This is a genomic window from Pseudomonas sp. TE12508 (genome assembly GCF_056279485.1).
In genome coordinates this window covers 174,507-187,077 of sequence record NZ_JBWCCN010000010.1, presented here as the reverse complement: position 1 = coordinate 187,077, position 12,571 = coordinate 174,507, and the positions used below count along the sequence as shown (strand labels likewise).

Sequence of the window (12,571 nt, the reverse complement as noted above, 5' to 3'; positions counted from 1 at the left end):
GAAAAATCCAGGGCAGGACATTTCCTCCTACAGTGTAAGATGTCGCCTATTTTATGCAGCAGGTAACTCCCATGAGCTTCAATCTGGCCGACAAACCCCTCGCCGAGCGCGCGGCGCTTGAAGATGAAAAATCCCGTCTGTTCGAACTCTGGCAAAACAACCTGGGTAAATCCAAGGGCGAAGCCGCACGGTTGTTCGGTGAGCGTGCCAAGCGCAAAGGCAAATGGGCCGAGTGGGTCCGCGCCGAACTCGACGGCATGTCGCCCCCGGAATTCGCCAACATGGTGCGCAGTGAAGTCAATCGCCTGATGGCGGCTAAATAAACGTCCAGACACCATTCCCCTACGTTTGGGAAAAGGTCGCGATAATCGCCTCGCGCACTTTCAGCACCACCGGATCGAGCTGCGTGCTGGTACGCCAGCCCAGCTCGATCGGATAGCGTGGCAGCGCCAAAGGGCAGGGCAGCAGCGCCAATCCGCTGAGCGCGGCGATACTTCGAGCCGCATGGGCTGGAATAGTCGCCACTGCCTGACTGCCCTTGAGCAGATGCGGCAACGCGGCAAAGTGCGTGGTTGACGCGCATACCCGTCGACTCAGCCCCAACGCCGCCAGGCCTTCATCGGTAATCCCGATAAAACCGCCCGATGACACCAGAATGTGTTCGCGGGCGACGAACGCCTCAAGGCTGAGAGTCTCTTGTCCCTCGGCCAGACTGAGGGGGTCCACCAGGCACAGATAATCGCCTTCACCCAGCACCTGACGACTGAGCAAACGCTCGGCAAACCCGCCTGCCGTGATCGCCAGATCGATGCTGCGTTCCATCAAGGCCTGGGCGACGATCTGGCTGTGGGTCTGGCGAAAGATCAGCCGCAGTTTCGGCGCGCGGTCCGCGATCTCTTCAATCAATCGTCGCCCGTAGGCGATTTCGAAATCATCTGACAAACCCACCGTTACCGAACGTCCGTCATAATGATTCGCCGCCGGATCGACCATCGCCAAACTCTGGCGGCATTTGTTCAGCGCATCGCTGACCACCGGTTTCAACTGGTTGGCCTTGAGCGTCGGCGCAAGACCTCGGCCGGTACGCACGAACAATTGATCGCCATACACCTCGCGCAATCGACGCAACGCCGCGCTGACCGCCGATTGCGTCACGCCCAGACGTAGTGCGGCACGGCTGGCGCTGGATTCCTCATGCAGGGCTTCGAAGACTTTGAGCAGATTGAGATCGACGGTGGCGATATTCATTTGGTTCATATCATTCAGCATTGAGTCGGGCTTTATTCATGATCCTGTGGCGCCGGAGAATGAGCAACACCTCATTACTGACGGAGTCATCGCGATGCCCAAGTCCATCGTTGCTGCGCTGCAAATCGGCGCCTTGCCCGGCGGCAAGGCTGAAACCCTCGATCAAATCCTCTCTTGGGAAACCGCCATTATCGAATCCAGTGCCGCGCTGGTGGTCATGCCGGAGGCATTGCTCGGCGGGTACCCCAAGGGCGAGGGCTTCGGCACGCAACTCGGCTATCGACTGCCGGAAGGTCGTGAAGCGTTTGCGCGGTATTTCGACAACGCCATAGACGTGCCCGGTGCCGAGACTGAAGCCTTGGCCGGGTTGGCTTCACGCACTGGCGCCAATCTGGTGATCGGCGTGATCGAGCGCGCGGGCAGCACGTTATATTGCACCGCGTTGTATTTCGACCCGCAGGCCGGACTGGTCGCCAAGCATCGCAAGCTGATGCCCACCGGCACCGAACGGCTGATCTGGGGCAAGGGCGATGGCTCGACCTTGCCGGTGATCGACAGTCAGGTCGGGCGAATCGGCGCCGTGGTGTGCTGGGAAAACATGATGCCGCTGCTGCGCACCGCGATGTACGCCAAAGGCGTGGAGGTCTGGTGTGCGCCGACCGTGGACGAGCGGGAAATGTGGCAGGTGAGCATGCGCCACATCGCCCATGAAGGACGCTGCTTTGTCGTCAGCGCCTGTCAGGTCCAGGCCTCACCGCAAGCCTTGGGCGTGGACATCGCCAACTGGCCGGCGCAGCGCCCGTTGATTGCCGGCGGCAGCGTGATTGTCGGACCCATGGGCGACATTCTCGCCGGGCCGCTGCGTGACGAGGCGGGTTTGCTGACTGCCGAAATCGACACCGACGACCTGATCCGCGCCCGTTACGATTACGACGTGGTCGGGCACTACGCGCGCCCGGACATATTTGAATTGACGGTGGATGAGCGGGCCAAACCGGGCGTGCGGTTCAACGCATAATCCGTCGGGGGGTGTGATTGTCGTCTAGTCTCCAGGCGTTCACACCCCTGTCAACGGATGGACTGTCCATGAGTTTGTTACTCGGCCCGATTCTGCAATTTCGTGGCATCAACAGTAATGTCTATAACGTGTCTGCTCTAGTGGTTTTACCCTTGGGCGGGTCATCACCCAGCGTAAAAGTACCCGGCGGTGTCACTGCCGGCAAACCGTTGGCCATCGCCGATATCCCGTTGCTAAGTCCTCAGTACCGGGTCTGGCGCATCGATTTAAAAGCGCTGCAAGACCAGGCTGTTGCCAGCACTTACACGATCAAGATAGAGGGTGCGCAGGCCAACTTCGTCGTTCCGGCCGAGGGGCAGTCGCCGCGCATGGCCTATGTGTCGTGCAACGGCTTTTCGGACCCCAAGGACATGGAGAAGGTGGACAGGAACCATGAGCGCTGGGAGCACATGTGGGGGGCTCATCAAAGCAAGCCCTATCACCTGTTGTTGATGGGGGGCGATCAGGTTTACAGCGATGACATGCGCAGCAATCTGTCGTCGATGAAAACATGGTTTGCCAAACCCTTCGCCGAGCGCCGAAAGGCGGTCTACAGCAAGGTGATCGAAGCCGACCTGGACAAGTTCTTCGCCAGACTCTACCTGGAGCGCTGGAAACAGCCTGAGGTCGCGAAGCTGCTCAGCGCCGTGCCGACGGTGATGATGTGGGATGACCATGACATCATCGATGGCTGGGGTTCCTACGATGAGATATTGCATTCAAGCCCGGTGTTCCAGGGGCTGTTTGCCACGGCCAAACGCTATTTCAGGATTTTCCAGCAGCAACTGATCCAGACTCATCCGCACCTCAAACCGTCCGCTGATACCCACCCTTGTGCGATTCCCGATACCGCTGACGGCTTTCACCTGGGGTTTACCGGCTTGGGTGAATTGGCATTGCTGGTTCCCGACTTGCGCAGTGAACGTGCACCGGATTTGACGACTGCGCCGGCTCGGCAAACCCGGATCATTTCGCCCGTCAGTTGGGATGCGATTTACGCCTGGCTGGGCAAGGTCAAGGGGCATAAGCACTTGCTGCTGATGTCGAGTATTCCCGTGGGTTACCTTGATTTGCAGGCGGCGGAAAAGGCACTGGACCTGATTTCGGGGCAACAGGAACTCGAGGACGATTTGCGCGACCATTGGCGAAGCCTGCCTCACCGGGACGAACGCAAGCGGTTGATCATGCGATTGCTGGATTTCGCCCACGCCGAGTCATGCAAGGTCACGCTGGTGTCCGGTGATGTTCATGTGGCAGGGGCCTGCGTGATCGAATCGACGTTGTCCCGGCATCGCAATGATGGTTCGGGATTGATCTACCAATTGATTTCGACCGGGGTCGTGCATCCTGCACCGCCGGTGTTGGCTGTGCAGTTTCTGGAGTCCATTGGCAAGCACCAGGAACAGATCGACTACGCCATCACCGGAACCATGTTGCCCATCGGTGCACGGGGACGTTACCTGATCGCCGCTCGAAACTGGCTGGCGATAGAGCCGGACGAAGACAGCACCGGCAAAAGTCGGCTGTGGGCCAACTGGCACATAGAAGGCCTCAAACATTGTGTGACCCAGGTGATCGATCCAGTTAAGCCGCGAGCCGAGCCGTGAGCATTACCACGTGTCGGTAGTCGGCTCCGGCAGGCGGAGTTTGCCGCGATCAAGGAAACGCATCGTGCCGAACACGCCACCAGCCAGTTTGCCCCGAAGCACGTACGGCAGATTGTTCAGTGTCTGCGTCTGACCCAGCCCGAGGGTCTGACGCAGCACCGAGAAGGCCGAAACGCTCACCGGCACCACGATCACCGCTTCGGAAAACCGCGGAATCGAGCCCGACTGGTCGCTGACACCGGAGGCGAGTGATTGGCCGTTCACCTCCAGATCCAGGGCTACGCCGTTGTAGGTGATCGCCGTTTCATTGGGGTTTTGCACGCGCAGTTTTACCGCGAAACGCACTTCCAGTTCCTGGCTTGGCAGTGGCTCGATACCGACCACGTTGATGTTCAGCGGGTCGTGTTGGGGGAACAGGGCGCAAGCGCTCAGGGAGAGCAACAGGAGGGACAGGGACAGGGCAAACAATCTGCGCATGGACAGGTTCTCGTAAAGAAAAAGGCCGAGCCGCTCGTGGCTCGGCTCTTGAGCATTACGCACGGTCTAACTGTGCGACAGCCGCAGGTGAGACGGGTTCACCCTTGGCCGCAACATCCGGGTTCTGCATCACCTGAAGCACCGAGGCCTCCGGGTCGAACTCGTCTTCTTCCAGCTCGATGAATTCTTCGGGCAGGAAGATATTCAGCACGATAGCGCACAACGCACCGACGGTGATCGGTGATTCGAAGATGTTGTGCAGCGCCTTCGGCAACTCGCGCAATACTTCAGGCACTGCCGCGACGCCCAGGCCCATGCCGAGGGAAATCGCCACGATCAGCATGTTGCGCCGATGCAGGCCGGCCTCGGCGAGAATCTTGATCCCGGCCACTGCCACGGTGCCGAACATCACCAGTTCGGCGCCGCCGAGCACCGGTTTCGGCATCAATTGCAGCACCGCGCCGATCATCGGGAACAACCCCAGCACTACCAACAGGCCAGCGATGAAAAACGCCACATAACGGCTGGCCACGCCGGTGAGCTGAATCACCCCGTTGTTCTGGGCGAAGGTCACCATCGGCATGCTGTTGAACACCGCAGCCATCGCCGAATTGAGACCGTCGGCCAGCAACCCGGATTTGATCCGGCGGATATAAATGGGGCCTTTGACCGGTTGCCGGGAAATCATTGAATTGGCGGTCAGGTCACCGGCAGCCTCCAGGGGCGATACCAGGAAAATCACCGCCACCGGCACAAACGCCACCCAGTCGAATGAGAAACCATATTTGAACGGTACGGGCACACTCATCAGCGGCACGGCGGGCAGGCTGGTGAAATCGACATGGCCCATGAACCACGCGACGGCATAACCGAGGGCCAGGCCGATGACGATCGCGCCCAGGCGCAGGAACGGCACATCCACCCGGTTCAACACCACGATGGTCCCCAGCACCAGTGCCGCCAGCGCCAGATGGCTGGCCGCGCCGAGATCCGTCGCACCGAAACCGCCGGCAATGTCGGTCATGGCGACCTTGATCAGCGACAGGCCCATGAGGGTAATGATGGTGCCGGTCACCACCGGGGTGATCAGCATCCGCAGCTTGCCGATGAACTGGCTCAGTACCACTTCGATGAACGCGGCGAAAAAGCACACGCCGAAAATCGTCGAGAGGATTTCATCGGTGCCACCGCCGCGCGCCTTGACCATGAACCCGGCGCTGAGAATCACGCTGATAAACGAGAAACTGGTGCCTTGCAAGCACAGCAAACCGGAGCCGACCGGGCCGAACCGCCGCGCCTGCACAAACGTGCCCAGCCCCGAAACGAACAGCGCCATGCTGATCAGATAAGGCACTTCACTTTGCAAGCCAAGGGCACTGCCCATGATCAGCGTCGGCGTGATAATGCCGACGAAACTCGCCAGTACGTGTTGCAGGGCGGCGAAGACCGTGGCGGTCAGGTGGGGGCGATCGTCGAGGCCGTAAATGAGGTCGTTGTTGCGTGGGGAGGCGGTTATTTCAGAGGCGGTCATGGTGATTTGCGTGCCGAAAGGCGGGCCGGGTCAGAAAATGGAGGCGCAGGATGCCAGCCGCGGGCAGTGAGGGCAACGCTAAACGGTACGGAGGAGCAACGCTAAACGGTACAGAGAGGGCATACACAAAACCTGTGGCGAGGGAGCTTGCTCCCGCTCGGCTGCGCAGCAGTCGCAAACCCGGCACACGCGGTTTAACTGGAATACCGCGATAGCCGATTTTGGGGCCGCTTCGCAGCCCAGCGGGAGCAAGCTCCCTCGCCACAGAGTGCGCCGGGGATTAAACGGGCGCCGCAAACGCCCCAAGCAAATCCTCTTCAAAGGCTTTTTGCGCATCCCCCGGCACCTGCGCGCGATGGCGGGCCAGATGGAACGCCACCTCAAAACTCATGTCGCCCTGGCGCACGGCGTGCAGCAACCCTTTGTCTTCCCAACTGCGGGCGAAGTGATCGGGCAGGTAGCCAACGTGCTTTCCGGAAAGAATGAAGGCGAGGGTGCCTTCGACCTGCTCGGAACGCGCCGAACACATCTTCCCCTGAAACGGCTCGTCGCTGCGCAGGAAGCGGTAGGGGTGATCGACCCGGTCGCAGGCCTGAAGCGCCTGATCGTCAGGCGCCTCATCGGTGAACAACGGATGCCCCGGGGCGCAATACAGGTGCTGGGTTTCCGTGAACAGTTCGCGGTAGTCAAAAGCGCTCTGCACCTGTGAGAAATAGCCGATCGCCAGGTCCAGCCGTTGTTGCAGCAACAGCCGCTCCATTTCGCCGGGCATGGCGCTGATCAACTCGATACGCACCGACTCGTCCCGTTCGCGAAAACGCCGGATCGCCTCGGCAACCCGTTGCAGCACCGATTGATCAAGTGCTTCGGACAAACCCAGGCGCACTTCGCCGATCAAGCGTCCTGCCACGCCGTTGGATTGATGACGGAACGCTTCGATCGACTCGAACAGTGTGCGGATGGAAAGAAGCAACTGTTCGCCCTTGGGGGTGATTTTGAACCCGCCCTTGCCGCGACTGCACAGCCGATAACCAAGCCGGGTTTCGAGCCTGGCCATCTGCTGACTGATGCTTGACTGGCTCAGCCCCAGCTCACCCTGAGCCGCGCTGAAACCACCGCATTCCACCACGCTGACAAACAGGCGCAGCAGGTGCAGGTCGAGGTCATGAAGTTGACCGAGCATCAAACATTACTCCGCAATAAAGTCAGGATAATTAACTTGGTATTTTTTCAATGTAACCGACGACGCATCCTGCAACCACTTCCTCCGGTCAGGTGTTCGTCATGGCTCCGCTCTTCAAGCTGTGTTTACCCGCACTGTTCCTCGCCATGGCCGTGCCGGCCCAGGCAGAGGAAAAAGCCCTCAATCTCTACAGTTGGGCCGATTACGTGGCGCCCGAAACCTTGCAACGGTTCGAAAAGGAAACCGGCATCCACGTGCGCTACGACACGTTCGATGCGCCGGAAGTGCTGGAAACCAAACTGCTCACCGGCGGCAGCGGTTATGACGTGGTGGTGCCGTCGTCCAGTGTGCTAGCCCGTGGGCTGGCGGCGGGTGCGCTGAAGGAAATCCCTCACGATGGCCTCAAGGGTTACGCCAACCTCGACCCGGACATGCTGGAAAAACTGGCGGCGGTCGACCCTGGTAATCGGTATGGCGTGCCTTACACCTGGGGCACGCTCGGGTTGGGGATGAATGTCGAAGCAGTGCAGCAGCGCTTGCCCAGCGCACCGCTCAACAGCCTGGACCTGTTGTTCAAGCCCGAATACGCCAGCAAGCTCAAAGACTGCGGCATTGCGATTCTCGATTCGCCCCAAGAGGTGATCGGTCTGGCGCTGCACTATCTGGGTAAAGATCCCTACAGCACCGACAAGGCTGATCTGACAGCCGCCGACGCCCTGTTGCGTCAGTTACAGCCGTCGGTGCTGTACGTCGCCACCGGGCGGCAGATCAACGATCTGGCCAATGGTAGCGTCTGCCTGGCATTGACCTACAACGGTGACGCGAGCATGGCTGCCGACCAGGCGCGCAAGGCCAACAAGCCGTTCGAAGTGGCTTACCGCATTCCGCGCGAAGGCACGCTGGTGTGGCAGGACAACCTGGCGATCCCCAAGGACGCGCCGCACCCCGAAGCCGCCCGGGCCTTCATCGAGTTCATGTTGCGCCCCGAATCTGTCGCCGCGCTGACCAATACGCTGTTCTTCGCCACGGCCAATCGGGCGGCGACGCCATTGGTGGATGAGGCGGTGCGCAGCGATCCCGACATCTACCCGCAGAGCGAAGTACGTGAGCGGCTGTACGCCGACCGCAGCATGAGCCTGAAGGACATGCGTCAGCGCACCCGCTTGTGGACCACTTTCCGTAGCCGCCAATAAGCCAATAACAAGGAATACACCATGGACGTCCCTGCACATAACGATCAGGCCATGACCCGTGACAGTCTTTACGGGACTGCCGCCGAAAGCACCTACGCCGGTATCACCAGTTTCATGCGCCGCCGCTACAGCCGCGACTTGCGTGGCGTCGACGTGGTGGTCAGCGGCGTGCCGTTCGACACCGCCACCAGCAACCGCCCCGGCGCGCGTTTCGGACCGCGCGGCATTCGGGCGGCGTCCACCGGGATCGCCTGGGAGCGCCATTGGCCGTGGACGTTTGACCCGTTCGATCACTTGGCGGTGATTGACTACGGTGATTGCGCCTTCGATTACGGCACGCCGCAGTCGGTGCCGGAAAGCATCGAAGCCCACGCCGAGCACATCCTGAGCGGCGGTTGCGCGATGCTGACGTTTGGCGGCGATCACTTCATCAGTTATCCGCTGCTCAAGGCCCATGCCCGTCAGCATGGCCCGTTGTCATTGATTCACTTCGACGCCCACAGCGACACCTGGCCGGATGAGGAGGGCAAGCGCGTCGATCACGGCACGATGTTCTGGCATGCGGCCAAAGAAGGGTTGGTGGATCCGTCGCGCTCGGTGCAGATCGGGTTGCGTACCACCAATGACGATCATCAGGGCTTTCAGGTGCTCGATGCGCGGCAGGTGCATCGGCAAGGGTGCGAGGCAATCGTCGAGGCGATTCGTGCCCGGGTCGGTGATCACCCGGTGTACCTGACCTTCGACATCGACTGCCTCGACCCGGCCTTCGCGCCGGGCACCGGAACGCCGGTGTGTGGCGGCTTGAGCACGGTGCAGGCGCTGGAGATTCTCGGCGGTTTGCGCGGGATCAACCTGGTGGGGATGGACGTGGTGGAAGTGGCGCCGGCCTACGACAGCGCGGACATTACCTCACTGGCAGCGGCGACATTAGCCATGGAGATGCTGTGTTTGTATGCGGCCAAACACAAGGTCGATCGGTAACACACAAGCCAATGTGGGAGCGGGCTTGCTCGCGAAAGCGGAGTGTCAGCCACCAGAAGTGTTGAATGTTAAGCCGTCTTCGCGAGCAAGCCCGCTCCCACATTTGATCTGTGCCAAGCCATCGAGCGATAGTCTTATCGCTCCTGCCAGTTTCTGGCAGCAGCCTCTGCTAAGCTCCGACGACTTTTCAGGAAAGAGCCTGCCGACCGTGTCGCGAACCAGCCGTTTACTGACTTTGTTACAAGTGCTGCGGGGCAAAAGTCGTCCGGTGACTGCCGCGACATTGGCCAGCGAACTGGAGATTTCCGAACGCACGCTGTACCGCGATATCGCGGAACTGACCGCGCTCGGTGCGCCGATTTTTGGCGAGGCGGGGATCGGCTATGTGTTGCGCAGCGGCCTGTTTCTGCCGCCCTTGATGCTCAATGCCGATGAGACCGAAGCCATCGTGCTCGGCTTGCGCTACGTGGATCAGCGTGGCGATGAGGTGTTGGGCAAAGCCGCGGCCGATGCCCTGGCAAAAATCGCTGCGGTACTCGACCCCGCCGCCCAGGAGGCCTTGCGCAACCCGACGGTGCTGCCGGGGCCGCCGGGTTATGGCTATCCGCAAAATACCGTGCCTTTGAACGTGTTTCGCCAAGCCATCCGCGATCAGGCCAAGCTGCACATCGACTACGCGGACGCCAATCAGGTGCCGAGTCAGCGGCTGATCTGGCCACTGGCCCTGGGTTTTCTCAACGAGGTGCGGATCATCGTCGCCTGGTGTGAGTTGCGCAGTGCCTATCGCACCTTTCGCACCGACCGGATCTCAGCCGCCAGCGAGCAGGGTGAGCGCTATCCGGGGCGGCGCAGCGACCTGTTGCGCACCTGGCGCAAGCAGATGCAACTGGACGAAGCAGGGCGTTTCACTCCTGACAAGAATTGACACAGGCTTGTTTTAGCATGGCTCCAGAATCAACTCACAAGGAGCCGTAAACATGTCCAATCCAGCCTCTTCACTGGCCCCCGCCATTGCCGCCTACATTGCTGCTGCCAATGCTCGCGACACGTCGAGGGTTGCCAGTTTTTTCGCTGAGGATGCCAATGTGTTCGATGAGGGGCAGCATCAGGTCGGCACACAAGCCATCGCCCAATGGATGCAAGACACCGCACAACGTTATCAGCCCCGGGTCGAGGTGCTCGACGTTCAACTGCGCACCGGCAAAGTGCTGGTGCACAACCTGATCTCCGGCACATTCCCTGGCAGTCCGCTGGAACTGCGCTACATGTTCCGCCTCAATGAGCAGGGCAAGATTGCCCGGCTGGACATCTCGCTGTAACCCGGGCTATGTCGCGCTGCTTAACCTGTGGGAGCGAGCCTTTGTGGCGAGGGGGCTTGCCCCCGTTCGGCTGCGAAGCAGTCGTAAATCCTTTACATACGGTTAACTTTGAAATGCTGGGGGCGCTTCGCACCCCAACGGGGGCAAGCCCCCTCGCCACAAAAAGCCCGCTCCCACATGGATTGCGTTTTACCTATACTGCCGCGCATGAATGTCGACTCTCCCTTAAGCGCCTGGCAACACGCCATCGAACAGAAGGGCTTCGTCCAGGACGAAGCCCAGGAACACGCTGTGTGGGCGCTGCAAAAATGCCATGAAGCCTTGCATGAAGACCGCACGCCCGTCACCGGCGTGTACCTCTGGGGGCCGGTGGGGCGGGGCAAGACCTGGTTGATGGATCAGTTCTACCAAAACCTGCGCGTCCCGGCCCGACGTCAGCACTTTCATCATTTCATGGGCTGGGTGCATCAGCGCTCCTTTCAATTGACCGGCACCGCCGACCCATTGAAAGCGCTGGCCCGCGAGCTGAGCCAGGAAGTGCGCGTGCTGTGTTTCGATGAACTGTTCGTCAACGACATCGGTGACGCGATCATTCTCGGACGTTTGTTTCAGGTGATGTTCGAGCAGGGCGTGGTGGTGGTCTGCACCTCCAATCAACCGCCGGATCAGCTGTATGCAGATGGCTTCAATCGTGATCGGTTCGTGCCGGCTATTGCTGCAATCAAACAACACATGCAGGTGATAGCGGTGGATGGCGGGGAAGATCATCGCTTGCATCCTGGCGCCAGTCTGCAACGTTACTGGGTGAACGTACCGGGTCAGCCCGGCGCCTTGAACGAGGTGTTCAAAGCCTTGACCGTCGGCCAGTCGCTGTCCAGCGATCCGGTCAAGATCGGCTACCGTTCGGTCAATGTCATGCAGGCCAGTCAAACCGTGCTCTGGTGCCGTTACGCCGAGCTCTGCGAGCAGCCATTTGCCGCGATGGACTTCATGGCCCTGTGCGACACTTTCAGGGCTATTCTGTTGAGCGACGTGCCCAACCTCAGCGCGCAAAAACGCGAAGGGCGCATCGCCCGCGGCACTGAAGACGGCGTCGAACGGGTGGCGGCGGGGGATCGCGAGTTGCCGCAGTTGTCGGTGCACGACGACGGCGTGCGCCGGTTCATCGCCCTGGTGGACGAATGCTACGACCGCAAGGTGCCGCTGTACCTCGAGGCGCAGGTGCCGATGGAAGCGCTATACACCGAGGGCTATCTGGAGTTTCCGTTTCGCCGCACCCTCAGCCGCTTGCAGGAGATGCAGCTCAAACGTTTCGCCGAGGCTTGATATCCGGGAGGAGCGAACATGAATCAGCCCTTGTCCCACCATTTGCTGACCATGGCCTATCAGAACGCCTGGGCCAATCACCGACTGGCCAAGGCCTGGCTTCAGCTAAGCCCGGCCGAACTGGCAGCGCCGCGAGTCAGTTTTTTTCCCAGCCTCAGCGCGACCCTCAATCACATTCTGACCTGTGACTGGTTCTATGTGGACGCACTGGAGCGGGAGTTGCGCGGTGACGAACCACATCCCGATTGCTACGTGTTTTTCAACGAAGACGAGCCGTTCGCCCACGGCGCCGATCTCAAGCGCGAGCAAGCCCTGGTGGACCGTCGACTGATTGCCTACTGCGAGCAACTGCGCGACGCAGACCTCGGACGGCTCGTGACCATCGCGCGCGACACCCCACAACATGACAGCCGTTTGCGCATGCTGTCCCATTTGTTCGAGCATCAGATTCATCATCGCGGGCAGGTTCACGCGATGCTCAGTGGCACCTCGGTCACGCCGCCGCAACTGGACGAGTTTTTCTGTGCCGGTGAGGCAAAACTGAGGGCTGAGGATTTTGCCGAGTTGGGATGGACCGAGGTAATGATCTGGGGCGTTTGAGAGAGAACGATCACAACAGGATCCGGTTGTCGGCACCCCGGCACTCGCG

At 60.4% G+C, this 12,571-nt stretch carries 13 protein-coding genes; 9 read left to right on the top strand and 4 right to left on the bottom strand.

Annotation, left to right across the window (positions count from 1 at the left end):
- Positions 1-71: 71 nt before the first annotated feature.
- Positions 72-323 (top strand): hypothetical protein, encoded by a 252-nt coding sequence (locus ACZ9IM_RS15935; RefSeq protein ID WP_007897387.1) that lies wholly within the window; start codon positions 72-74, stop codon positions 321-323.
- A gap of 19 nt (positions 324-342) precedes the next feature.
- On the opposite strand, the gene ACZ9IM_RS15930 is transcribed toward ACZ9IM_RS15935, so the two are convergent.
- Positions 343-1,257 carry a LysR family transcriptional regulator gene (locus tag ACZ9IM_RS15930; protein WP_476224431.1) on the bottom strand — a complete coding sequence of 305 codons (915 nt, stop codon included), beginning with the start codon at positions 1,255-1,257 and terminating at the stop codon, positions 343-345.
- An 85-nt stretch (positions 1,258-1,342) separates the two neighbouring features.
- On the opposite strand from ACZ9IM_RS15930, the gene ACZ9IM_RS15925 reads away from it, so the two are divergent.
- Positions 1,343-2,266 (top strand): carbon-nitrogen hydrolase family protein, encoded by a 924-nt coding sequence (locus ACZ9IM_RS15925; RefSeq protein WP_427626157.1) that lies wholly within the window; start codon positions 1,343-1,345, stop codon positions 2,264-2,266.
- A 68-nt stretch (positions 2,267-2,334) separates the two neighbouring features.
- A complete protein-coding gene (locus tag ACZ9IM_RS15920) occupies positions 2,335-3,912 on the top strand; it encodes an alkaline phosphatase D family protein (RefSeq protein ID WP_476224430.1) in 1,578 nt (525 codons plus the stop codon).
- Between the two features lie 3 nt (positions 3,913-3,915).
- On the opposite strand, the gene ACZ9IM_RS15915 is transcribed toward ACZ9IM_RS15920, so the two are convergent.
- The 3 genes from ACZ9IM_RS15915 to ACZ9IM_RS15905 all read right to left on the bottom strand — a co-directional run bounded on the left by ACZ9IM_RS15915 (position 3,916) and on the right by ACZ9IM_RS15905 (position 7,103).
- Positions 3,916-4,389, bottom strand: coding sequence for an LEA/WHy family protein (locus ACZ9IM_RS15915; RefSeq protein WP_476224429.1), 474 nt, complete (start codon positions 4,387-4,389; stop codon positions 3,916-3,918).
- A gap of 55 nt (positions 4,390-4,444) precedes the next feature.
- Positions 4,445-5,920 carry a nucleobase:cation symporter-2 family protein gene (locus ACZ9IM_RS15910; protein WP_476224428.1) on the bottom strand — a complete coding sequence of 492 codons (1,476 nt, stop codon included), beginning with the start codon at positions 5,918-5,920 and terminating at the stop codon, positions 4,445-4,447.
- A gap of 280 nt (positions 5,921-6,200) precedes the next feature.
- Positions 6,201-7,103 carry a LysR family transcriptional regulator gene (locus tag ACZ9IM_RS15905; protein ID WP_476224427.1) on the bottom strand — a complete coding sequence of 301 codons (903 nt, stop codon included), beginning with the start codon at positions 7,101-7,103 and terminating at the stop codon, positions 6,201-6,203.
- A gap of 101 nt (positions 7,104-7,204) precedes the next feature.
- On the opposite strand from ACZ9IM_RS15905, the gene ACZ9IM_RS15900 reads away from it, so the two are divergent.
- From ACZ9IM_RS15900 to ACZ9IM_RS15875, 6 genes are all read left to right on the top strand, one after another.
- Positions 7,205-8,296: a polyamine ABC transporter substrate-binding protein gene (locus tag ACZ9IM_RS15900; RefSeq protein WP_476224426.1), complete on the top strand. Its 1,092-nt coding sequence runs from the start codon at positions 7,205-7,207 to the stop codon at positions 8,294-8,296.
- 21 nt (positions 8,297-8,317) lie between these two features.
- Positions 8,318-9,277 carry an agmatinase gene (speB, locus tag ACZ9IM_RS15895; protein ID WP_427626152.1) on the top strand — a complete coding sequence of 320 codons (960 nt, stop codon included), beginning with the start codon at positions 8,318-8,320 and terminating at the stop codon, positions 9,275-9,277.
- 208 nt (positions 9,278-9,485) lie between these two features.
- Positions 9,486-10,202, top strand: coding sequence for a helix-turn-helix transcriptional regulator (locus ACZ9IM_RS15890; RefSeq protein WP_427626151.1), 717 nt, complete (start codon positions 9,486-9,488; stop codon positions 10,200-10,202).
- Positions 10,203-10,254: 52 nt separating this feature from the next.
- Positions 10,255-10,596, top strand: coding sequence for a nuclear transport factor 2 family protein (locus ACZ9IM_RS15885; RefSeq protein WP_007897370.1), 342 nt, complete (start codon positions 10,255-10,257; stop codon positions 10,594-10,596).
- A gap of 207 nt (positions 10,597-10,803) precedes the next feature.
- The gene (zapE, locus tag ACZ9IM_RS15880; protein WP_427626150.1) at positions 10,804-11,922 is read left to right on the top strand and encodes a cell division protein ZapE; all 1,119 of its coding nucleotides are present in this window, start codon (positions 10,804-10,806) and stop codon (positions 11,920-11,922) included.
- An 18-nt stretch (positions 11,923-11,940) separates the two neighbouring features.
- The gene (locus ACZ9IM_RS15875) at positions 11,941-12,522 is read left to right on the top strand and encodes a DinB family protein (protein WP_427626149.1); all 582 of its coding nucleotides are present in this window, start codon (positions 11,941-11,943) and stop codon (positions 12,520-12,522) included.
- Positions 12,523-12,571 lie beyond the last annotated feature (49 nt).